Source organism: Pseudomonas putida (assembly GCF_022627325.1).
In the GTDB taxonomy this organism is placed as follows: Bacteria; Pseudomonadota; Gammaproteobacteria; order Pseudomonadales; family Pseudomonadaceae; genus Aquipseudomonas; species Aquipseudomonas putida_X.
The window spans coordinates 191756-212066 of record NZ_JAETZZ010000003.1 but is presented as its reverse complement, the minus strand read 5'-3'; the positions used below and the strand labels follow the sequence as shown (position 1 = coordinate 212066).

Annotated in this window: 20 protein-coding genes; 10 read left to right on the top strand and 10 right to left on the bottom strand. The window is 63.1% G+C overall.

Annotation, left to right across the window (positions count from 1 at the left end):
* Positions 1 to 125: 125 nt before the first annotated feature.
* From JNA92_RS06695 to exaC, 5 genes are all read right to left on the bottom strand, one after another.
* Positions 126 to 584 (bottom strand): GNAT family N-acetyltransferase, encoded by a 459-nt coding sequence (locus tag JNA92_RS06695; RefSeq protein WP_012312531.1) that lies wholly within the window; start codon positions 582 to 584, stop codon positions 126 to 128.
* Positions 585 to 691: 107 nt separating this feature from the next.
* On the bottom strand, positions 692 to 1510 hold the full coding sequence (eutC, locus tag JNA92_RS06690) for an ethanolamine ammonia-lyase subunit EutC (RefSeq protein ID WP_241803966.1): 819 nt from the start codon (positions 1508 to 1510) through the stop codon (positions 692 to 694).
* A gap of 8 nt (positions 1511 to 1518) precedes the next feature.
* Positions 1519 to 2913: an ethanolamine ammonia-lyase subunit EutB gene (locus JNA92_RS06685; RefSeq protein ID WP_241803965.1), complete on the bottom strand. Its 1395-nt coding sequence runs from the start codon at positions 2911 to 2913 to the stop codon at positions 1519 to 1521.
* A 48-nt stretch (positions 2914 to 2961) separates the two neighbouring features.
* On the bottom strand, positions 2962 to 4410 hold the full coding sequence (gene eat / locus JNA92_RS06680; RefSeq protein ID WP_241803964.1) for an ethanolamine permease: 1449 nt from the start codon (positions 4408 to 4410) through the stop codon (positions 2962 to 2964).
* Between the two features lie 182 nt (positions 4411 to 4592).
* Positions 4593 to 6113, bottom strand: coding sequence for an acetaldehyde dehydrogenase ExaC (exaC, locus tag JNA92_RS06675; protein ID WP_241803963.1), 1521 nt, complete (start codon positions 6111 to 6113; stop codon positions 4593 to 4595).
* A 256-nt stretch (positions 6114 to 6369) separates the two neighbouring features.
* Between exaC and JNA92_RS06670 the strand changes: the two genes are divergently transcribed.
* From JNA92_RS06670 to JNA92_RS06655, 4 genes are all read left to right on the top strand, one after another.
* Positions 6370 to 8373: a sigma-54-dependent Fis family transcriptional regulator gene (locus JNA92_RS06670; protein WP_241803962.1), complete on the top strand. Its 2004-nt coding sequence runs from the start codon at positions 6370 to 6372 to the stop codon at positions 8371 to 8373.
* 66 nt (positions 8374 to 8439) lie between these two features.
* Positions 8440 to 9789: a UDP-N-acetylmuramate:L-alanyl-gamma-D-glutamyl-meso-diaminopimelate ligase gene (gene mpl / locus JNA92_RS06665; protein WP_241803961.1), complete on the top strand. Its 1350-nt coding sequence runs from the start codon at positions 8440 to 8442 to the stop codon at positions 9787 to 9789.
* The gene (gene ubiX / locus JNA92_RS06660; protein ID WP_039603651.1) at positions 9786 to 10415 is read left to right on the top strand and encodes a flavin prenyltransferase UbiX; all 630 of its coding nucleotides are present in this window, start codon (positions 9786 to 9788) and stop codon (positions 10413 to 10415) included. The genes mpl and ubiX overlap by 4 nt, the downstream gene beginning before the upstream one ends.
* Complete coding sequence (locus tag JNA92_RS06655; RefSeq protein ID WP_241803960.1) at positions 10412 to 10699, top strand: YceK/YidQ family lipoprotein; 288 nt, start codon at positions 10412 to 10414, stop codon at positions 10697 to 10699. The genes ubiX and JNA92_RS06655 overlap by 4 nt, the downstream gene beginning before the upstream one ends.
* Positions 10700 to 10745: 46 nt before the next feature.
* Here the strand turns inward: JNA92_RS06655 and JNA92_RS06650 are convergent, their stop codons facing one another.
* The 3 genes from JNA92_RS06650 to JNA92_RS06640 all read right to left on the bottom strand — a co-directional run bounded on the left by JNA92_RS06650 (position 10746) and on the right by JNA92_RS06640 (position 13700).
* On the bottom strand, positions 10746 to 11390 hold the full coding sequence (locus tag JNA92_RS06650) for an oxidoreductase (RefSeq protein WP_012312540.1): 645 nt from the start codon (positions 11388 to 11390) through the stop codon (positions 10746 to 10748).
* Positions 11391 to 11417: 27 nt separating this feature from the next.
* Positions 11418 to 13151, bottom strand: a complete 1734-nt coding sequence (locus JNA92_RS06645; protein ID WP_241803959.1) for a C13 family peptidase — start codon at positions 13149 to 13151, stop codon at positions 11418 to 11420.
* Between the two features lie 93 nt (positions 13152 to 13244).
* Entirely contained in the window at positions 13245 to 13700 is a 456-nt protein-coding gene (locus JNA92_RS06640; RefSeq protein WP_241803958.1) for a MaoC family dehydratase, read from the bottom strand.
* 144 nt (positions 13701 to 13844) lie between these two features.
* On the opposite strand from JNA92_RS06640, the gene JNA92_RS06635 reads away from it, so the two are divergent.
* The 3 genes from JNA92_RS06635 to JNA92_RS06625 are packed head-to-tail and all read left to right on the top strand — an operon-like array spanning position 13845 to position 15520.
* Positions 13845 to 14207, top strand: a complete 363-nt coding sequence (locus JNA92_RS06635) for a CidA/LrgA family protein (protein WP_241803957.1) — start codon at positions 13845 to 13847, stop codon at positions 14205 to 14207.
* Positions 14204 to 14920: an LrgB family protein gene (locus JNA92_RS06630; protein WP_241803956.1), complete on the top strand. Its 717-nt coding sequence runs from the start codon at positions 14204 to 14206 to the stop codon at positions 14918 to 14920. Before JNA92_RS06635 ends, JNA92_RS06630 begins: the two co-directional genes overlap by 4 nt.
* Before the next feature lie 9 nt (positions 14921 to 14929).
* Positions 14930 to 15520 carry an LON peptidase substrate-binding domain-containing protein gene (locus JNA92_RS06625; RefSeq protein WP_241803955.1) on the top strand — a complete coding sequence of 197 codons (591 nt, stop codon included), beginning with the start codon at positions 14930 to 14932 and terminating at the stop codon, positions 15518 to 15520.
* Positions 15521 to 15693: 173 nt separating this feature from the next.
* On the opposite strand, the gene JNA92_RS06620 is transcribed toward JNA92_RS06625, so the two are convergent.
* Both JNA92_RS06620 and JNA92_RS06615 read right to left on the bottom strand, forming a co-directional pair.
* Positions 15694 to 17010, bottom strand: a complete 1317-nt coding sequence (locus JNA92_RS06620) for a bifunctional DedA family/phosphatase PAP2 family protein (RefSeq protein WP_241803954.1) — start codon at positions 17008 to 17010, stop codon at positions 15694 to 15696.
* A gap of 3 nt (positions 17011 to 17013) precedes the next feature.
* Positions 17014 to 17706 (bottom strand): DNA-3-methyladenine glycosylase, encoded by a 693-nt coding sequence (locus JNA92_RS06615; protein ID WP_241803953.1) that lies wholly within the window; start codon positions 17704 to 17706, stop codon positions 17014 to 17016.
* Positions 17707 to 17910: 204 nt separating this feature from the next.
* Between JNA92_RS06615 and JNA92_RS06610 the strand changes: the two genes are divergently transcribed.
* The 3 genes from JNA92_RS06610 to rsfS are packed head-to-tail and all read left to right on the top strand — an operon-like array spanning position 17911 to position 20311.
* Positions 17911 to 19182: a glutamate-5-semialdehyde dehydrogenase gene (locus tag JNA92_RS06610; protein ID WP_241803952.1), complete on the top strand. Its 1272-nt coding sequence runs from the start codon at positions 17911 to 17913 to the stop codon at positions 19180 to 19182.
* Positions 19151 to 19843 carry a nicotinate-nucleotide adenylyltransferase gene (gene nadD / locus JNA92_RS06605; RefSeq protein ID WP_241803951.1) on the top strand — a complete coding sequence of 231 codons (693 nt, stop codon included), beginning with the start codon at positions 19151 to 19153 and terminating at the stop codon, positions 19841 to 19843. Before JNA92_RS06610 ends, nadD begins: the two co-directional genes overlap by 32 nt.
* A gap of 45 nt (positions 19844 to 19888) precedes the next feature.
* On the top strand, positions 19889 to 20311 hold the full coding sequence (gene rsfS / locus JNA92_RS06600) for a ribosome silencing factor (protein ID WP_241803950.1): 423 nt from the start codon (positions 19889 to 19891) through the stop codon (positions 20309 to 20311).

Below are 20311 nucleotides of genomic sequence, written 5' to 3'. Positions count from 1 at the left end.
ACATGCCAGGAGCAGGCATTATACGGCCAAGTGGCGAGGATGCCCGGAGAGTTTGTAGCTGGGGGTTACTGAGGCGGCCTTTACTGGCCCGATCGCCGGCCAGCCGGCGCTCGGGCCAATACGGGTCAGTCTTGGCTGATCGGCAAAATGTAGCTTTCGAACTCGGTATCTTTGCGAAAACCGATGGATTCATAGGTCCTCTGCGCTACCTCGTTGTTGGCGCTGGTCGAAACCCGCATGCGCACGGCCTGGGTGTCCTTGGCCATCTTCTTGGCTTCACGGATCAGATGATCGGCCACCAGCATGCGCCGTGAGTCTTCGGCCACGTAGATGTCGTTGAGGATCCACACCCGCTTGAGCGACAGCGACGAGAAGCTCGGGTACAACTGGCAGAAGCCCAGCAGTTTGGCGTCGTCATCGTCCGGCAATGCCAGGTAGATGACCGATTCGTCGCGTTTGAGGCGCGTTTCCAGGAATTTGCGCGAGCTGTCCGGGTAGGGCAGCTGCCCATAGAACTCACGGTATCGGACGAACAGCGGGGTGAGCAGGTCGAGGTGTTCCAGGGTTGCCTTGATGATGCGCATGTGCGGCCCTCAGAGTCCATTTGGGAAACAGCGGAATGCCAGCAGCTTTCAATAGCATGCTGCCCAATGCAGGCTAGAAGCGCAATCCGCCGTCCGTGACATGTTTTTTACCCTTCACCGAGTAGGAAATTACCTTTTTGGCCAGGAGTGTTTTCACTGTCGAGGGTATGGACCTGCGCTTCGTCCTTTAAATTCACACCAGACAGCTGTCGGCGGCAGGCCTCGCGCATCAGGTATAGCAGGCGGTGGGCGGCCATGCCGTAGCTCAGGCCTTCGAGGCGAACGTTGGAGATGCAGTTGCGGTAAGCGTCGGTCAGGCCCACCTTTGGCGCGTAGGTGAAATACAAGCCCAGGCTGTCGGGTGAACTGAGCCCGGGGCGCTCACCGATCAGCACCACGGTCATGCGCGCCCCCAGCAGTTGGCCCACTTCGTCGGCCACGGCCACCCGGCCTTGCTCCACCAGCACCACCGGTGCGCTGGTCCAGCCATCGGCGGCGGCCTGCTCCTCGAAACGGGCCAGGAACGGCAAGGTATGGCGATGCACGGCCAGTGCCGAGAGGCCGTCGGCCACCACGATGGCAAGGTCGCAGCCGCCAGGGTTGGCCTGGGCGTGCTGGCGCAGCTGCTCCACCGAGTGCTCGTTCAGGCGCCGCCCCAGGTCGGGGCGTTGCAGGTACTGGTGGCGGTCGCTGGCAGCGCTGTGCAGAACCAGGCTGTCACGGCCGCGCTCCTTCAATTGTTCGGCCAGGGAACGGTGGTCGAACGCCAGGTGCACGGCATCGCGGGCCTGGGCGTGGGCGAACTGGAAGTCCAGCTGGGCGTCGGTTGGCAGGCTGATGCCGCTGCGGCCCAGGGCGATACGCGCCGGGGTCAGATTGCGCAGGGCCAGCCAAGGGTTTTCGGGGGTGGGCGTCTGATGGTCCATGGTCACCTCTATGACAGTTGCGCCAAGGCCTGGCGGAACGCCGGGGGCAGGTTGTCGCCAAAGCGCACCTGGCCATCGGCCTGGGTGAAGATACCGGTGCGCTGCAACCATGCCTCGAACTCAGGCCCAGGTTTGAGGCCCAGGGTCTGGCGCGCATACAGCGCGTCATGGAACGAGGTGGTCTGGTAGTTGAGCATGATGTCGTCGGAACCGGGGATGCCCATGATGAAGTTGATCCCGGCCACACCCAGCAGGGTCAGCAGGGTGTCCATGTCGTCCTGATCGGCCTCGGCATGGTTGGTGTAGCAAATGTCGCACCCCATCGGCACGCCCAGCAGTTTGCCGCAGAAGTGGTCCTCCAGGCCGGCACGGATGATCTGCTTGCCGTTGTACAGGTACTCGGGGCCGATGAAACCGACCACGGTGTTGACCAGAAACGGCTTGAAGTGACGGGCCACGGCATAGGCGCGGGTTTCACAGGTTTGCTGATCGACGCCGTGGTGAGCGTTGGCCGACAGGGCGCTGCCCTGGCCGGTTTCGAAATACATGAGGTTCTGCCCGAGGGTGCCGCGCTTGAGCGACAGCCCGGCTTCGTAACCTTCCTGAAGCACGTTGAGGTTGATGCCAAAGCCGGCGTTGGCTGCCTCGGTGCCGGCAATCGACTGGAACACCAGGTCCAGCGGCACGCCGCGGTTGATTGCCTCTATGGAGGTGGTGACGTGGGTCAGCACACAGGCCTGGGTGGGAATGTCATAGCGCTGGATGATGGCGTCGAGCATTTCCAGCATCGCGCAGATCGAGGCGGTGCTGTCGGTGGCCGGGTTGATGCCGATCATGGCGTCGCCGTTGCCGTACAGCAAGCCATCGAGAATGCTGGCGGCAATCCCGGCCGGCTCGTCGGTAGGGTGGTTGGGCTGCAAGCGGGTCGACAGGCGCCCGCGCAAGCCCATGGTGCCGCGAAAACGGGTGACCACACGGATTTTCTGCGCCACCAGCACCAGGTCCTGTACGCGCATGATCTTCGAGACTGCAGCGGCCATTTCCGGGGTCAGGCCTGGCGCCAGGGCGCGCAGGCTGTCTTCGTTGGCTTCGTCGCTGAGCAGCCAGTCACGCAGGCCACCGACGGTGAGGTGGCTGACCGGGGCGAAGGCCTGGGCGTCGTGAGTGTCGATGATCAGACGGGTAACTTCATCCTGCTCGTAAGGGATCAGCGCTTCGCTGAGGAAGTGGCTGAGTGGGATATTGGCCAGTGCCATCTGCGCCGCCACCCGCTCGCCATCGTTGGCGGCGGCAACGCCAGCCAGGTAATCCCCGGAGCGTGCGGGGCTGGCTTTGGCCATCACGTCCTTGAGGCTGTCGAAACGGTAGACCAGGTGGCCTACCGTGTGTACGAAACTTGCCATACAGAATCTCCAGAGTGCCGCGGGCGTACCCGCGGCAGGTGTCGGCGATCAGTGCAGGGCCTCTTCGGCCTTCTGGATCGCGGCGAATTCCTCTTCCGGTGTGCCCGCTACCAAGTGGTGGCGGCTGTAGAACGCAAAGTAGGCAATCAATACTGCATAGATCACTGCAGCGCCAATCACCACCCGTGGGTCGACCAGGAAGCCTGCGACCACGGCGATACAGGCCAGCACCAGGGCTACGCCTGAGGTGAAGATGCCACCCGGGGTGCGATAGGGGCGTTCCATCTTGGGCCGGCGGATGCGCAGGGTGATGTGCGCGGCCATCATCAGTACATAAGACAGCGTTGCGCCGAACACCGCAACCAGGATCAGCAGGTCGCCCTGGCCGGTCAGTGACAGGGCGAAGCCAATGATGCCGGGGATGATCAGGGCCAGTACCGGTGCCTTGCTCTTGTTGGTTTCAGACAGTTTGCGCGGCAGGTAGCCCGCGCGGGAAAGGGCGAAGATCTGCCGCGAATAGGCATAGATGATGGAGAAGAAGCTGGCAATCAGGCCGGCCAGGCCAACCAGGTTGACGAAGCCGCCCATCCAGGTGGAGCCGCCATACGCCTTGGACAGCGCTTCAACCAGTGGGTTACCGGAGGCTTTGAGCGCTTCGGAGCCCGCACCGCCCGGGCCGACCACGAGGATCAGCAGGGCAAAGGCCAGCAACACCAGCATGGCGCCAATCAGGCCACGTGGCAGGTCACGTTTCGGGTTCTTGGTTTCCTCGGCCGCCAGTGGCACGCCTTCTACCGCCAGGAAGAACCAGATCGCGTACGGGATTGCCGCCCACACGCCGACATAACCGAACGGCAGGAAGCTGCTGGCGCCAACCGCGTCGGTCTGGGCGATGTCGAACAGGTTCGCTGCATCAAAATGGGGCACCATGCCCACAAGGAAGACAGCCAGGGCGATGGCGGCGATGGCGGTGATGATGAACATCAGTTTCAGCGCTTCACCCACACCGAAGATGTGGATGCCGATAAAGACGATGTAGAACGCCAGGTAGATCATCCAGCCGCCAATGCCGAACAGGGACTGGCAGTAGGCGCCGATGAACACCGCGATGGCTGCCGGCGCGATGGCGTACTCGATGAGGATCGCCGTGCCTGTCAGAAAGCCGCCCCACGGGCCGAAGGCGCTACGGGCAAAGCCGTAGCCGCCCCCGGCGGTTGGGATCATCGAGGACAGTTCGGCGAGCGAGAAGCACATGCACAAGTACATGGTGGCCATCAGCAGGGTGGCCAGGAACATGCCGCCCCAGCCGCCTTGGGCGAGTCCGAAGTTCCAGCCGGCATAGTCGCCGGAGATCACGTAGGCGACGCCCAGGCCCACCAGCAGGACCCAGCCGGCAGCCCCTTTTTTCAGTTCACGCTGCTGGAAGTAGTCCGAACCGACTTTTTCAAAATCGACGGAAGCACCTGCCGGTGTGCCGGAAGATTGATCGCTTGGCATAGTTTCACCTGTTCTTTTTCTTGGTGGCCGGAAGGGTTCCGGCCCATGGTGATGGGTACTGCAGGAAGCGAGCCATGGGGCTTCAAGCTTCAAGCTTCAAGCTGCAAGCCTCAAGAAAAAGCAGGTCGGCGGTGTACTCGCTTTTTCTTGCAGCTTGCCGCTTGCCGCTTGCCGCTTGCCGCTTAGAAGAAGCCCAGCGGGTTGATGTCGTAGCTCACCAGCAGGTTCTTGGTTTGCTGGTAGTGGTCGAGCATCATTTTGTGGGTTTCACGGCCTACGCCGGATTTCTTGTAACCGCCGAACGCGGCGTGTGCCGGGTACAGGTGGTAGCAATTGGTCCATACGCGGCCCGCCTTGATGCCGCGGCCCATGCGGTAGGCGCGGTTGATGTCGCGGGTCCATACACCGGCGCCAAGGCCGAACTCGGTGTCGTTGGCGATGGCCAGTGCTTCAGCTTCGTCCTTGAAAGTGGTGACGCTGACCACCGGGCCGAAGATTTCCTCCTGGAACACTCGCATCTTGTTGGTGCCTTTGAGCAGTGTCGGCTGGATGTAGTAACCCGTGGCCAGCGCCCCCTCCAGCTTCTCCACCTTGCCGCCGGTCAGCAGCTCGGCGCCCTCGTCCTGGGCAATCTGCAGGTACGACAGGATTTTTTCGAACTGCTGTTGCGACGCCTGGGCGCCGACCATGGTGTCGGTGTCGAGCGGGTCGCCGCGTTTGATCTGCAGCACCTTCTTCATCACCACTTCCATGAACTGCGGGTAAATCGACTCTTGCACCAGTGCGCGTGACGGGCAGGTGCAGACCTCGCCCTGGTTGAAGAATGCCAGCACCATGCCTTCGGCAGCCTTGTCGATGAAGCTCGGCTCAGCCTGCATGATGTCTTCGAAGTACACGTTCGGCGATTTGCCGCCCAGCTCGACAGTCGACGGAATGATGTTCTCGGCGGCGCATTTCATGATGTGCGAGCCAACCGGGGTAGAGCCGGTGAAGGCGATCTTGGCGATGCGCTTGCTGGTGGCCAGCGCCTCGCCGGCCTCGCGGCCATAGCCCTGGACGACGTTGAGCACGCCGGGCGGCAGCAGGTCGCCAATCAGCTCGACCAGCACGGTGATGCCCAGCGGCGTCTGTTCGGCTGGTTTGAGCACCACGCAGTTGCCAGCGGCCAGGGCCGGTGCCAGTTTCCAGGCGGCCATCAGGATCGGGAAGTTCCACGGGATGATCTGCCCGACCACGCCCAGTGGCTCATGAATGTGATAGGCCACGGTGTTTTCGTTGATCTCGGCGGCACCGCCCTCCTGGGCGCGTATGCAGCCGGCGAAATAGCGGAAATGATCGACCGCCAGCGGGATGTCGGCGTTGAGGGTTTCGCGGACCGGCTTGCCGTTGTCCCAGGTTTCGGTGATGGCCAACACCTCAAGGTTTTGCTCGATGCGCTCGGCGATCTTCAGCAGAACGTTGGAGCGGTCCTGTACCGACGTGCGGCCCCAGGCATCGGCGGCAGCGTGGGCGGCGTCCAGGGCCTTGTCGATGTCTTCGGCAGTGGAGCGAGGGAATTCAGCGATCAGCTTGCCATTGACCGGGGAGGTGTTGTCGAAATACTGCCCCTTGACCGGAGCTACGAATTCACCACCGATGTAGTTGCCGTAGCGGCTCTTGAAGGAAACCTTCGCGCCCTCGGTACCGGGATGTGCATAACGCATGGTGTGTCTCCTGGTTAATTGTGTTTGTTGAGGAGTTGGAAAGCGTAGAGCAAAGGTTGGGCCAGCGTGGGGAGGGCTAGTTGAATCAATGGCTTGCGCGATTTCTTGAGGGGCCTGCAGCGGGCGCTGTACCGGGAACGGCACGCGCTGGGTGACACTTTGTACCGTTTGCGACACGCTTGATTGCGGCACATTGCAAAGCCCGGGCGGGTGGAGGATGCTGGCAGGACGCTCTATCTGCGGAGAACAAAAACCAATGCAGAGCCACCACCTCAGTCGTCATGCCCAGCAAGTGCATACCGTTGCCCACGGCGAAGCCGGGGGGGCCGGCAGCGATCCGTCCATTGCCCGATCCTGGCTGCGATGCCTGGAGGACTACCATCTGGATCCCGAGGTGCTTGCCGCGCCGGTCGTGCTGGAGCACGGCCGCTTGCTCGAAAGCCGTGAGCGCCTGAACCAGGTGCTGAAAATCGCCGACAGTGAAATGAACAGCCTGCACCAGCAGTTATCCGGTGCCGGGCATGCGGTGCTGCTGACCGATGCGCGCGGTGTCATCCTCAACTGTGTCACTGCACCCAGCGAGCGGCGCATCTTCGAACGTGCAGGGTTGTGGTTGGGCGCTGACTGGAGCGAAGCGCGCGAGGGCACCAACGGCATCGGCACCTGCCTGGTGGAGCGCCAGGCCCTGACCATCCATCAGAACGAACATTTTCGCGGCCGGCACACCGGGCTGACCTGTTCGGCCAGCCCGGTGTTCGACCCTCACGGCGAACTGCTGGCAGTGCTCGATGTGTCATCGGCGAGGCCGGATGTTTCGCGTCAAAGCCAGTTTCATACCATGGCGCTGGTCAACCTTTCGGCAAAGATGATCGAGAGCTGTTACTTCCTGCGCCACTTCGAGCAGCAATGGCTGCTGCGCTTTCACCTGCAGGCCGAGTCGGTGGGGTTGTTCAGCGAAGGGCTGCTGGCGTTCGGCGCCGATGGCCGTATCTGCGCGGCCAACCAGAGCGCCCTCAACCTGTTGGGCACCGTCCGCGGCGGGGTACTGGGCAAGCCGCTGGACATGTTCTTTGCCTGTAACCCTGATGAGCTCTTCAGCCGCGCCATGCCCACTGGCAGCCCGGCCTGGCCGCTCTATACACGAGATGGTCGCCAGGTATTTGCCAGCTTGCGCGGGCAGGCTAAGGCGCCGGTGTGGGCGGTGCCGGCTGGTTTGCCCGAAGCCCGGCCCGAGGCCGCCCTGGGCATTTGCCTGATGGACCCGGCGCTGCAGGGTGATTTCCAGCGGGCGCTGCGGGTGTTCGAGCGTGATGTGCCACTGCTGGTGTCGGGCGAGACCGGTTGTGGCAAGGAAGCCTTTGCCCAGGCCGTGCACCAGGCTAGCCAACGGCGCGGCAAACCGTTCGTGGCAGTCAACTGCGCATCGATTCCCGAAAGCCTGATAGAGAGTGAGCTGTTCGGTTACCGCGGCGGCAGTTTTACCGGAGCGCGCAAGGAAGGCATGCGCGGCAAGCTGCTGCAGGCCGATGGCGGCACCTTGTTGCTCGACGAGATCGGTGACATGCCGCTGGCGCTGCAGACCCGTCTGCTACGGGTGCTGGAAGAACGTCAGGTGGTGCCGATCGGTGGTGAGCCGCAAGCGGTCGATGTGCGCATCGTCAGTGCTACCCACCGAGATTTGCTGGAGCGGGTGGAGCAAGGCACCTTCCGCGAGGACCTGTATTACCGGCTCAACGGCCTGGAAGTGGCAATGCCGGCGGTGCGTGAGCGCAGTGACAAGGCTCAGTTGCTGGATTTCCTGCTGCGCCAGGAAGCGCAAGGCCAGGCCATCGAAATCGACCCAAGCGCCCGCCAGGCGCTGCTGGATTATGCCTGGCCGGGCAATGTGCGCCAGATGCGCAATGTGCTGCGTACGCTGGTGGCATTGTGTGAGCACGGGCGTATCGAGTGTGGCGAGCTTCCCGCCGTCATCCTCAAAAAGGCAGGCAAAAGCTGTAGCGCCCCCCAAGAGGCTGGCACCACCCACAAGGTTGGCACCCCCCAAGAGGCTGGCACCACCCAAGAGGCTGGCACTCCCCCTGTGGGAGCCGGCTTGCCGGCGATGAGGCCGGGACGGTTGGAGGATGCCGAGCGCCAAGCCCTGTTATCCACACTGGAGGCAAACCGCTGGCACCTGACCCGTGTCGCCGAGCAATTGAATATCAGCCGCAATACCTTGTATCGAAAACTGCGCAAACACGGCATCGCCAGGGGCGTCTGAGCGAAACAGCGGGTGCGATTTCCCGCGCCCTGGGCTACCCTGCCTCGAAGTTTTGCGAGGTCGACCATGCATATTCATATTCTCGGTATTTGCGGCACTTTCATGGGTTCGCTGGCGGTGCTGGCCAAGGAGCTTGGCCACCGTGTGACCGGTTCGGACGCCAACGTCTATCCACCGATGAGTACCCAGCTCCAGGCCCAGGGCATCGAGCTGACTCAGGGCTACGACCCGGCCCAGCTGGACCCGGCACCTGACCTGGTGGTGATCGGCAACGCCATGTCGCGGGGCAATCCTGCAGTGGAGTATGTGCTCAACAAAGGCCTGCCTTACGTCTCCGGCCCCCAGTGGCTGGCCGACCATGTGCTGCAGGGGCGTTGGGTGCTGGCCGTGGCCGGTACTCACGGCAAGACCACCACCAGCAGCATGCTGGCCTGGGTCCTGGAGCATGCCGGCATGAGCCCTGGCTTCCTGATCGGCGGCGTGCCGCAGAACTTCTCGGTCTCGGCACGTTTGGGCGATACGCCGTTCTTCGTGGTGGAAGCCGACGAATACGACAGCGCCTTCTTCGACAAGCGCTCAAAATTCGTGCACTACCATCCGCGCACAGCCATTCTCAACAACCTTGAGTTCGACCACGCGGACATTTTCCCGGACCTGGCCTCCATCGAGCGGCAGTTCCATCACCTGGTGCGCACCATCCCGAGCGAAGGCTTGGTGATCCACCCGACCACAGAGCAGGCGCTGGAGCGGGTAATCGGCATGGGCTGCTGGACGCCAGTGCAGACCACCGGCGAGGGTGGCCAATGGCAGGCGCGCCTGCTCAGTGCCGACGGCTCGCGCTTCGAAGTGCTGTTCGAGGGCCAGGCGCAAGGCATCGTGGACTGGGCCCTGACCGGCCAGCACAACGTTGCCAACGCGTTGGCAACCTTGGCCGCTGCCCGTCATGTGGGGGTCGTGCCGGCCATGGGCATCGATGGCCTGAGCGCGTTCAAGAGCGTCAAGCGGCGCATGGAGAAGGTCGCAGAAGTGCAGGGCGTGACCATCTACGACGACTTCGCTCACCATCCGACGGCCATCGCCACGACCCTGGACGGGCTGCGCAAGCGGGTGGGCGAGGCGCCGGTGATCGCCATCATCGAGCCTCGTTCCAACTCCATGAAGCTCGGCGCGCACCGTGACGGCCTGCCAGAAAGCGTCAATGATGCCGACCAGGTAGTCTGGTATGCGCCAGCCAACCTGGGCTGGGACCTGGCAGCGACCGCAGCGCAGTGCAAGGTGCCAAGCGTGGTCGCCGACAGCCTCGAGGCGATCATCGAGCGGGTCAAGGGCCAGGCGCGGCCGGGCACACATGTGGTGATCATGAGCAACGGCGGCTTTGGCGGCCTGCATGGCAAGCTGGCCGAGGCCCTGAAATGAGCGGGCCGGAACGCATCACCCTGGCCATGACCGGCGCCTCCGGTGCGCAGTATGGCTTGCGCCTGCTCGATTGCCTGGTGCGCGAAGACCGTGAGGTGCATTTTCTCATCTCCAAGGCCGCGCAATTGGTGATGTCCACCGAGACCGACGTACTGCTGCCACCCAAGCCGCAGGCCATGCAGGCCTTTCTCACCGAGTACACCGGCGCTGCCGATGGGCAGATCCGCGTGTATGGCAAGGAGGACTGGATGTCGCCGGTGGCCTCGGGCTCCGGCGCACCGGCGGCCATGGTAGTGGTGCCGTGCTCGACCGGCACCCTGTCGGCCATCGCCACCGGGGCCTGCAACAACCTGATCGAACGTGCCGCCGACGTAACCCTCAAGGAACGTCGCCAGCTGATCCTGGTGCCGCGGGAGGCGCCATTTTCGACCATCCATCTGGAGAACATGCTCAAACTCTCGCAGATGGGGGCAGTGATCTTGCCGGCGGCGCCGGGCTTCTATCACCAGCCACAAACCATCGATGACCTGGTCGACTTCGTCGTGGCGCGCATTCTCAACCTGCTGAACATCCCACAGGACATGTTGCCGCGCTGGGGCGAACATCATCTTGGGGCGGATGATTGAGGCGGGCATTGCCTGCTGTGCTGGCCGTCCTGCTGCTCGACGGCTGTGCCACGGTGCGGACGCTGGATGCCAACAAGCCGGGCGCCCCAGTGGTGTATGCCGGCACCCGGCTGGACTTATACGTGATCAACGGCGGGTGCTGCCCAGAGGACCATTTCGGGGCTCAGGCGCCGGCGTATCCACGGTTGGACCTGCCAGGCAGCATGCTGCTCGATACGCTGCTCCTGCCATTATCGTTGCTGACGGCTGCCGGGATCGGTTTCCAGGCCACTGGCGGTCTGTAACGGCCCCAGCGCCGGCTTGCCGGTGACAGGGCCTTACAGGCGGGCGCTATTTCTTGCCCAATCTCCGCAGCTCATCTGACTCGACAACCCGAATCCCGTCCTCTTCTTCCAGCGCCAGGCGCCACAGCGCTCGCGCCAATGTGCAGGCTTCGATCCCCCGATACTTGCCCGGCATCAACCGCGCAAACGGCGACGCCAGGCGCTCTCCCAGGCGCGGGGCGATACGCTCGCCCAGCAACAGCGAAGGCCTGACAATCGTCAGTTGTGGCCAATCCTGCGCTTTGAGTGCCTCTTCCATCTCGCCTTTGACCCGGTTGTAGAAGATCGACGATTTGGGGTCGGCGCCGATCGCGCTGACCACCAGCAGGTGGCGCGCCCCCATCTCCCGGGCCCGCTTGCTGAAGGCCACCACCATGTCCAGGTCGACGGCGCGAAACGCCTGTTCGGAGCCGGCCTGCTTGAGGGTAGTCCCCAGGCAGCAGTAAGCGATGTCCACGCGCCCGGCCAACTGCGGTAAAAACACCGCAGGGTCGCCGACCGGGTTTTCCAGGTGTGGATGTTCGGCCAAGGGGCGGCGGGTGGGTGCCAGAACGCGGCTGATGGTGGGCTCGTTGAGCAGGCGGTCAAGCAGGTGTTCACCCGTCAGGCCCGTGGCTCCGGCAAGCAGGACATGCTGAGGCGTCAAGTACATGATGTCTCTCCTGTGTTACACACAAGTCTAGTGCGGGGTGGGCCTTTTTTCCTGCCCCTGCGAAGTCGCTTGTGCGGCATTGCGTAAGGCTTTTTCAGCTTGCTGCTGGCGCAGGCGTTGCCAATGTGCCAGTACGGTTGGCGGTGCCCAGATCTGTGGCTCGGAGGCTTCGAAACCTTCCCGCTTCTCCCGTTCGGCAACACTGCTGCGCGCCAGTTCAAACGCTTGTTCGAGATCGTCGGTCTGGTTCAGCGCCTGGGCGAACAGCGCCTCGCCGAAATAGGTGAAATCAGCCTCTTCCGAGCAGCCGAATGACACCCTGTCGGCCCGAGCGGCCGTCATGATGATTGTCCGCTCATCTTTGAGCGGGGCGATGTAGCCCCCGGAATAGCAGGCGGAGATGACGATTACCTTGTCGCGTTCCTTGAGCGGCGCCAGGGCGCTGGCCAGTTCGTCGGCGGACAGGTCGGCAAGCTGCAGGCGTGGCTGGTCGAATACCAACTGGTGGTCCTGGCTGCCATGGCTGGTCAGGTAGATGAACACCAGGTCCTGCGGGCCGGTGCGCTCGGCCAGTGTGCGGGCGGCGCGGGTAAGGTTCTCGCGGGTTGCCATGGGCCTTGAGGACATCTGGTCGCGGTGGTTGACCAGGGTGATCTGGCCATGGGCGCCGAACCGCACCTTCAACAGATTGCTGACGTAATCGGCCTCGCGCAGAAACACACTCTGTTGGCCGTCACCCGCGACCACCAGGCTATACAGCTCAATCGGCGGCGTGGAGCGCGGTACGCGGGCCAGCGCCTGCTCCAGCAGCTTGCCCTGATTGAGCAGCGCCAGTTCCAGCGGGTCGGGAAGCAATTTGCCGTTGTGGTCGCGAACCCGCACACCATTGACCCAGTAACCGCTTTGCACCTTGCCACTGGCCAGGGTCAGTTTGCCCCGGCCCTGGTAGGCATCGTTTTCGAAGCCGCCGACATAGTGGCTGCCATCGGGCAGTTGCAGGCTGCCCTGGCCGGCCAGGCGCCAGTCGACGAAGCTGCCCTTGTAGTGGCTGCCATCGCTGCCGAGCATTTCCCCTTCGCCAAGCAGCGAACCGTCCTTGAACTCGCCAATCCACACATCGCCTTCGGCGTTTTCATAGCGGCCACGACCTTCCAGGCGATTGTCCTTGAACTCGCCGATATATTGCTCGCCATCGACGCTTTCGTAGGTGCCGCTGCCCTGCAGCAGGCCGTCGACGAAGCGGCCGCTGAACTGATTGCCGCTGGCATCGCTGCGTACGCCGGCACCGTTGGGCTTGCCTCTGGCGAACACGCCCTGATAACGGCTGCCATCGGCGAGTTCGAGTTCGCCTGCGCCATGGTACTGATCGTCCTTGAATTGGCCGCGGTAGGTCTGGTCGGCCTGCTTGAGCGTGCCTTCGCCGTCGCGTCGGCCGTGGCTGAAAGTGCCGGCGTAATGGCTGCCGGGGGTGGTCAGATCGCCCATGCCCTGGAACAGGCCGGCAGCGAACTGGCCACGATAGATTTCGCCATTGCTGCCATGCCACTCGCCTTGCCCATGCCACTGGCCATCCTTGAAGCCGCCGGCGTACCAGCTGCCGTTGGGGTAGTCGATGCGCCCTTCGCCTTGCAGCAGGCCGTCGACCACCTGGCCCCTGTAGCGGCCGCCGTCGGGCAGGCGCGCGTCCGGTGGCAACAGCGATTCGCCATCGCCACAGGCAGCGAGCATCAGGGTAAGGGTGAGAGGTAACAGAGCACGCATGGCCGAATCCGGGCAAAAGTTATGCCGAGTATGCCGCACAATGGGGCGGATGAGACAGCCATGGCAGGGGCCGCGTGGCGGCCCCGAAAACGATCAGACGAAGCAGAGCGAAAGCGGCTCGGCGATATAGGCCGGCTTGTCCTCACCTTCGATCTCCAGTGTCGCGGTGGCCTTGAGCAACCACTGCCCAGGTTTCTTTTCGATCACCTCACCCAGGTCCACCTTCAGGCGCACCTTGCTGTCGACTTTCACCGGCTGAATGAACCGCACGCTGTCGAGCCCGTAGTTGACCACCATCTTCAGGCCTTCAGGCAGCACCAGAATGTCTTCCATCAGCTTCGGAATCAGCGACAAGGTCAGGAAACCGTGGGCAATGGTGCAGCCGAACGGTGTCTTGGCCGCTTTGTCAGGGTCGACATGGATGAATTGAAAATCGCCCGTGGCCTCGGCGAACAGGTTGATGCGTTGCTGGTCGATCTTCAGCCAGTCGGAACGTCCCAGTTCCTTTCCAACGTACTGCGAAAGCTCGGTAACCGGTACATAGGGCATCACGACTCTCCAGGTTGTCATTTGGTACGAGAGTGCAAGATCAGCACGGTGCGCAATGACAGTCAAGTTGCCAGCATCGTGGCGAATGCCTGCCCATAGGCTTGCGCGTGCTTATAATGGCCGGCATGCCCAAAGGAGATCCTTATGCTGCTGCGTGGTTTGACCTGGCTGGTGCTGTTCCAGCTGCTGGGTACGGCGCTCAATCATCTGTTGGTGCCGATACTGCCCGGGCCGATCATTGGTCTGTTGCTCTTGTTGTTGTTCCTCATGGCCCGCGGTGAGGTCGGCAAACCCTTGAACGAGGCGGCGAGCAGCCTGTTGCGCTACCTGCCGCTACTGTTGGTACCGCCAGCAGTCGGTGTGATGGTGTATGCCAAGGCTATCGCTGCAGACTTCTGGGCCATCGCCGGCGCTCTTCTGATCTCCTGCCTGGCCACCTTGGTGTTTGTTGGTGTATTGATGCAGAAACTCATGCATCGCCAGGGCAAGCGCGGGGAGCAGCCATGATCCTCGACTGGCAGGGCGCGCTCGATGCGGTTGTCCACCATCCGCTGTTTGGCATTGGTATCACGCTGGGGGCCTACCAGCTCGTGCTGGCCGCCTACGAGAAAACACGCTGGATTTTCCTGCAGCCGGTACTCGTGTCGATGGTCTTGGTGATCGGTGTATTGCTGGTCTGTGGTATCGACTACCGCGAGTACCGCACGAGCACCGAGATCATGAACATCCTGCTGGGGCCGGCCACGGTGGCGTTGGCCGTGCCGCTCTACCTGAACCTGCGGCGTATCCGTCAGCTGTTCTGGCCGACATTTACTACGCTGGTAATCGGAGGCCTGTTCGCTACGCTCTGCTGCCTGTTGCTGGGCTGGTGGTTCGGCGCTGAACATATGATCCTGATGACCATGGCGCCGAAATCGGTGACCTCACCGATTGCCATGCTCGTGGCCGAGCAGATTGGTGGTGTGGCGGCGCTGGCGGCGGTGTTCGTGTTGATCACCGGGGTGATCGGGGCCATCTTCGGCCCGGCGTTGTTGAGCCGTTTTGGCGTGCATAGCCCCGAGGCGCGTGGCATGTCCCTGGGCGTGACCGCGCATGCCGTGGGTACCTCGGTGGCCTTGCAGGAAAGTGACGAGTGTGGCGCGTTTGCCGCACTGGCGATGAGCCTGATGGGGGTGGCCACGGCGGTGTTCCTGCCGTTGGCGGTCAGCCTGGTGGCTTGAGGAGTTGTGATGACGCTACCGCTGTTTCCCCTCAATACTGTGTTGTTTCCCGGTTGCCTGCTGGATTTGCAGATATTCGAAGCCCGCTACCTGGACATGATTGGCCGCTGCATGAAGCAGGGCACAGGCTTTGGAGTGGTGTGCATCGTCGAAGGCGAGCAGGTCGGCAAGGCGCCACCTGTGGTTGCATCGATCGGGTGCGAGGCGCTGATCCGTGATTTTGTTCAGCAGGACAATGGTCTGCTGGGTATTCGGGTCGAAGGTGTGCGGCGCTTCGAACTGAGCCAGACCGAAGTGCAGAAGGACCAGTTGTTGCTGGGCGAGGTGAATTGGCTGGCGGAGCAGGCGGACAGCCCGCTGACCGATCAGGACGATGACCTGCTGGCCCTGCTGGTGGCGTTGGGTGAGCACCCGATGGTCGAGGCACTGGACATGCCTCGTGATGTCGCGGGGCGCCAGGCACTGGCCAATCAGCTGGCTTATCTGCTGCCGTTCATGGAGGAGGACAAGCTGGACTTGCTGGCGATCGACTCGCCGTCGGAGCGGCTGGCGGAAATCCAGAGGCTGCTGGAGCGGATTCAGGGTGAGTTGTTTGCCTGATCGAGGCTGGTTGCTTTCATGGCCCTATCGCCGGCAAGCCGGCTCCCACCACGACCGCGCAGCTCTTCAGGCCTGCGCTTTACCTGTGGCAGCGACTGGCTTGCTCAACTTCCAAGAGCTGGCGCGATCCCGGTGGGAGCCGGCTTGCCGGCGATAGGGCCGCCCAGCCAATGTCAGTATTGATAACGCTCCAGGGCCAGCGGCAACGCGTGTAGGGCAAAAAAAGCCAGCAGCGCGATACACGCCGGTAATACCAGCCACCATACCCGCTGTGGCAATGCATTGAGCGGCTGGCGATGTTGCACCAGCGTCAGGCTGAGCGCGCAGACGCAGCAGGCCAGCAAGGCCCCGGCCAGAATGTCGGTCGGCCAATGCGCTCCCAGGTACACGCGCGACAGGGCAATCGCCAGCGCCGGAATGCACCCCAGCATCACCCAGGTCAGGCGCAAGCGTGGCGGCTGGCCCCGCCCGGCCAGCACGGCCATTACCAGAAAGAACGCAAACGAGGCCGAGCTGTGCCCGCTGGGCATGCTGTAACTGGTCAAGGGGTCGGTCAGTACCTCCGGTCGCGCCCGCGCGAACAGCCATTTCAGCGAGCCATTGGCAATGGCCGTACCCATCAAGGCGCCCCCGGCGAACAGTGCGTGCCGCCACTGCCGGGCGAGCAGCAGCAGGCCGGTGAGCAGCCCGCCCAGGAAAAATTGGGTGCGGAAATCGCCCAAGCGGGTCACCAGCACCACGGTGCCGTCCACCGCTTGGCTGCGATGCTCCTGCACCAGGGTCATCACGCCCTGGTCGAACTCGTGAAAATACGGCCATCCCAGAAACACGCCGGCCAACGCCAAAAAGCTCAAGCCGGCGATCAGCCGCGTTCCGTGGCGCTGGTCGCGTACGCTGCTGTTCAGGCTCAGCCCGATCAGTACCGCCAGGGAGCCTGCGATGATGCCTGCATCCAGCCAGAACCCTTCCGGCAATGGCAGGCGCATGGCCGCCCCGGTAGCCCAGCCCGGCAACAGGTAGGCGACCGACCAGCCGGCACCGGCCAGCACGCTGACCGCGATGAAACGCGGCAACGGCATGTCGAACATGCCCGCGACCATCGGCAGCATCGGCCGCAGCGGGCCGATGAAACGGCCAACCAGCAAGCTGGCGATGCCGTAGCGCTGGAAGTAGGTTTCAGCGCTGCCGATCCATTCCGGGTGGTGGCGTAACAGGGGTAGGCGGCGGATGTTCTGGTGGAAGTACTTGCCGATCGTGTACGACAGGGCGTCACCGAGCAGGCCACCGAGGAACCCCAGCAGCAATGTTTCGCCCAGGCTGAAAGTCCCGCTGCCGGCCAATACTGCGACGGCAAACAGCAGTACCGTACCCGGCACGATGATGCCCGCGATGGCCAGGCATTCGATGCAGGCCACCAGGAAAATTGCCACGCCAAGCCACTGCGGGTTGGCGCTGAGCCAGCCGGTCAGGCTGTCGAGCCATTGGCCCATGGTTCAGCTTCCTTGTTCGAGAATGAAATAGTCTTGCCCTTCGACTTGGCCCCGGCGCAGCGGGTTCCGGGTGCAGAAGCGGGCGTATTCGGCGTCGATGAAACGGTACGGCAGGTGCTCATCGCGGCCATGGGGGATACCCAGGCGCGCGGCCTGGACCACTTTGGGTACGGCGATCGCACAATCCTCCACGTACAGGCGTTCAGGGTCGAAGCGCTGGCCATCCCACTGCGGCACCTTCAGGCCCAAGGCCCGGCACAGCAATGTCTGGCCGGCGCACAGGCGTTCGGCTGGGCGCAGCTTGCCGCTGGCGTCGGGGTTGTTCAACTGCATTTGCGCCAGGCTGTTGGCATCGGAAAGGGCGTCCACCCAGGGGTAGGCCGACTTGATGAGCACTGCATTGCCCGGGCCGTGTGCGCTGAAATTGAGCGAGTCGCCTCCGCGGGCGTAATACATGTAGATATGCCCGCCATCGAGAAACAGCGCCCGGCGTTTCTCTGTGTAGCCAAGCGAGGCATGGCTGCCCTTGTCCGTCAGGTAATAGGCCTCGGTTTCAATGATCCGAGCGGCCAGCCACAGGTCGCCGTGCCGATGGCGGATGACCTTGCCGAGCAGGGCTTTGGCCAAGACCTGGGCGTCCCGGTCGAAGAAGCTGTCGGGCAAGGCGCGGGCAGGGCAGGAGGGCGTGTCTGGCATGCTGGCGATTCGTGGTGGTGTGGGCGCGGATGATAGCAATGATTGGCTTAATCGAGGCTGAACCAAGACAGTTCGATAAGAGCGGTTACATCTTTCCTACAGATTCTTGTCTGCCATTTTCTACCATCCGCCACCCGCCGCTGGGCGTATACCTGCGCGGCAGTTATAATCAGCCGATTTCCCCTTCGCCAAGACACCGAACCCATGACTGAGTCCGTTCTTGACTACATGACCCGTTTGGGTCGCGCCGCTCGCCAGGCCTCCCGGGTGATCGCCCGCGCCAGCACTGCGCAGAAAAACCGCGCCCTGCAGGCTGCTGCCGATGCACTGGACGCTGCGCGTGCCGAGCTTGCCGCAGCCAACGAACAGGACCTGGCCGCCGGCCGTGCCAATGGTCTGGAGCCTGCCCTGCTCGACCGCCTGGCCCTGACCCCTGCGCGTATCGACGGCATGATCACCGGTCTGCGCCAGGTGGCCAGCCTGCCGGACCCGGTCGGCGCCATCCGCGACATGAGCTATCGCCCGTCGGGTATCCAGGTCGGCAAGATGCGCGTACCACTGGGGGTGATCGGAATCATCTACGAGTCGCGCCCCAATGTGACCATCGACGCCGCCAGCCTGTGCCTGAAGTCTGGCAACGCCACCATCCTGCGCGGCGGCTCCGAGGCCATTCACTCCAACCGCGCCATCGCCACCTGCATTCAGCGTGGCCTGGCAGAGGCCGGCCTGCCGGCCGCCGTGGTGCAGGTGGTCGAGACCACCGACCGTGAGGCGGTTGGCGCGCTGATCAGCATGCCTGAGTTCGTCGATGTCATCGTGCCCCGGGGTGGCCGCGGCCTGATTGAACGCATCAGCCGCGATGCCCGCGTGCCCGTGATCAAGCACCTGGACGGTATCTGCCACGTCTACGTCGCCGAGCATGCCGACCTGGACAAGGGCTGGCGTGTCGCTTTCAACGCCAAGACGTACCGTTACGGTATTTGCGGTGCGATGGAAACCTTGCTGGTCGACCAGCGTGTGGCTGAAGGTTTCCTGCCGGAAATGGCCCGCCGCTTCCAGGAAAAAGGCGTCGAACTGCGCGGCTGCGCGCGTACCTGTGAGCTGATCGCGGCCAAGCCGGCCAGCGAAGACGACTGGCACACCGAGTACCTCGACGCCGTGTTGTCGATTCGGGTGGTCGACGGGCTGGAGCAGGCTATCGAGCACATCAACCACTATGGCTCGCACCACACAGATTCGATCATTACCGAACACCAGGGCCAGGCCCGCCAGTTCATGGCCGAGGTGGACTCGGCTTCGGTGATGCTCAACACCCCGACCTGCTTTGCCGACGGCTTCGAGTACGGTTTGGGCGCGGAAATCGGCATCTCCACCGACAAGCTGCATGCCCGCGGGCCGGTCGGCCTGGAAGGCCTGACGTGCGAGAAGTACGTAGTGATCGGCGATGGCCAGCTGCGCGGCCAGGAGTCCTGCTGAGTTGAGCAAGGCCCAGGCAGTCCGGCGCATCGGCATTCTTGGCGGTACTTTCGACCCCGTGCACATCGGCCACCTGCGCAGCGCGCTCGAGGTGGCCGAGTTCATGGGGCTGGAAGAGCTGCGCCTGTTGCCCAATGCCCGGCCGCCGCACCGCGACACCCCGCAAGTGGCCGCCGAAGACCGCCTGGCGATGGTGCGTGAGGCCGTGCAAGGTGTCGAGCGCCTGAGCGTCGATGCCCGTGAGCTGGAGCGCGACAAACCGTCCTATACCATCGACACGCTGGAGTCGGTCCGCGCCGAACTGGGCGCGGATGACCAGCTGTTTCTGGTGCTGGGCTGGGATGCCTTCTGCGGCTTGCCTGGCTGGCACCGCTGGGAAGAGTTGCTGCAACACTGTCACATCCTGGTGCTGCAACGCCCGGATGCGGACGTTGAACCCCCTGACGAGCTGCGCAACCTGTTGGCCGCGCGCTCGGAGAGCGATCCCACCGCCATGTCCGGCCCGGCGGGTAGTATTTCGTTCGTCTGGCAGACACCGCTTGCGGTGTCGGCTACACAGATCCGACAGCTGCTGGCCAGCGGCAGGTCGGTGAGGTTCCTGGTGCCGGACGCCGTACTGGCCTACATCGAGGCGCATGAACTGTATCGTGCGCCTAACTGACGGTGCCCTGTGGGCGCCTCATCCAACGAGTTGAACGAGTTTTATATGAGCAAGCAGAAAATCAACGGCGAAGAACTGGTCAAGCTGACCATCAGCGCGCTGGAAGACGTCAAGGCCCAGGATATCCAGGTCATCGACGTTCGCGACAAACACAGCCTGACCGACTACATGATCATTGCCACGGGTACCTCCAATCGCCAGATCAACGCGATGCTGGAAAAGGTCCGTGAAACGGTCAAGAAAGAAGGTGCACAGCCGCTGGGCGAAGAAGGCAAGGGCGACAGCGACTGGGTACTGCTGGACCTGAACGACGTCATCGTGCATATGATGACCGCCGCTGCCCGCCAGTTCTACGACCTGGAGCGCCTGTGGCTGGGTGCCGAGCAGAGCCGTGCCGCCGATGCCAAGCACCACAGCCCGGAAAACGCCAGCGACTACTTCACCGACAAGCTCAAAGACCGGGAATAA

What these genes read in the sequence shown, in the direction of transcription:
- JNA92_RS06695 (WP_012312531.1), bottom strand. Translation starts at nt 584, where the DNA reads ATGCGCATCATCAAGGCAACCCTGGAACACCTCGACCTGCTCACCCCG.
- eutC (WP_241803966.1), bottom strand. Translation starts at nt 1,510, where the DNA reads ATGGACCATCAGACGCCCACCCCCGAAAACCCTTGGCTGGCCCTGCGC.
- JNA92_RS06685 (WP_241803965.1), bottom strand. Translation starts at nt 2,913, where the DNA reads ATGGCAAGTTTCGTACACACGGTAGGCCACCTGGTCTACCGTTTCGAC.
- eat (WP_241803964.1), bottom strand. Translation starts at nt 4,410, where the DNA reads ATGCCAAGCGATCAATCTTCCGGCACACCGGCAGGTGCTTCCGTCGAT.
- exaC (WP_241803963.1), bottom strand. Translation starts at nt 6,113, where the DNA reads ATGCGTTATGCACATCCCGGTACCGAGGGCGCGAAGGTTTCCTTCAAG.
- JNA92_RS06670 (WP_241803962.1), top strand. Translation starts at nt 6,370, where the DNA reads ATGCAGAGCCACCACCTCAGTCGTCATGCCCAGCAAGTGCATACCGTT.
- mpl (WP_241803961.1), top strand. Translation starts at nt 8,440, where the DNA reads ATGCATATTCATATTCTCGGTATTTGCGGCACTTTCATGGGTTCGCTG.
- ubiX (WP_039603651.1), top strand. Translation starts at nt 9,786, where the DNA reads ATGAGCGGGCCGGAACGCATCACCCTGGCCATGACCGGCGCCTCCGGT.
- JNA92_RS06650 (WP_012312540.1), bottom strand. Translation starts at nt 11,390, where the DNA reads ATGTACTTGACGCCTCAGCATGTCCTGCTTGCCGGAGCCACGGGCCTG.
- JNA92_RS06645 (WP_241803959.1), bottom strand. Translation starts at nt 13,151, where the DNA reads ATGCGTGCTCTGTTACCTCTCACCCTTACCCTGATGCTCGCTGCCTGT.
- JNA92_RS06640 (WP_241803958.1), bottom strand. Translation starts at nt 13,700, where the DNA reads ATGCCCTATGTACCGGTTACCGAGCTTTCGCAGTACGTTGGAAAGGAA.
- JNA92_RS06635 (WP_241803957.1), top strand. Translation starts at nt 13,845, where the DNA reads ATGCTGCTGCGTGGTTTGACCTGGCTGGTGCTGTTCCAGCTGCTGGGT.
- JNA92_RS06630 (WP_241803956.1), top strand. Translation starts at nt 14,204, where the DNA reads ATGATCCTCGACTGGCAGGGCGCGCTCGATGCGGTTGTCCACCATCCG.
- JNA92_RS06625 (WP_241803955.1), top strand. Translation starts at nt 14,930, where the DNA reads ATGACGCTACCGCTGTTTCCCCTCAATACTGTGTTGTTTCCCGGTTGC.
- JNA92_RS06620 (WP_241803954.1), bottom strand. Translation starts at nt 17,010, where the DNA reads ATGGGCCAATGGCTCGACAGCCTGACCGGCTGGCTCAGCGCCAACCCG.
- JNA92_RS06615 (WP_241803953.1), bottom strand. Translation starts at nt 17,706, where the DNA reads ATGCCAGACACGCCCTCCTGCCCTGCCCGCGCCTTGCCCGACAGCTTC.
- JNA92_RS06610 (WP_241803952.1), top strand. Translation starts at nt 17,911, where the DNA reads ATGACTGAGTCCGTTCTTGACTACATGACCCGTTTGGGTCGCGCCGCT.
- nadD (WP_241803951.1), top strand. Translation starts at nt 19,151, where the DNA reads ATGGCCAGCTGCGCGGCCAGGAGTCCTGCTGAGTTGAGCAAGGCCCAG.
- rsfS (WP_241803950.1), top strand. Translation starts at nt 19,889, where the DNA reads ATGAGCAAGCAGAAAATCAACGGCGAAGAACTGGTCAAGCTGACCATC.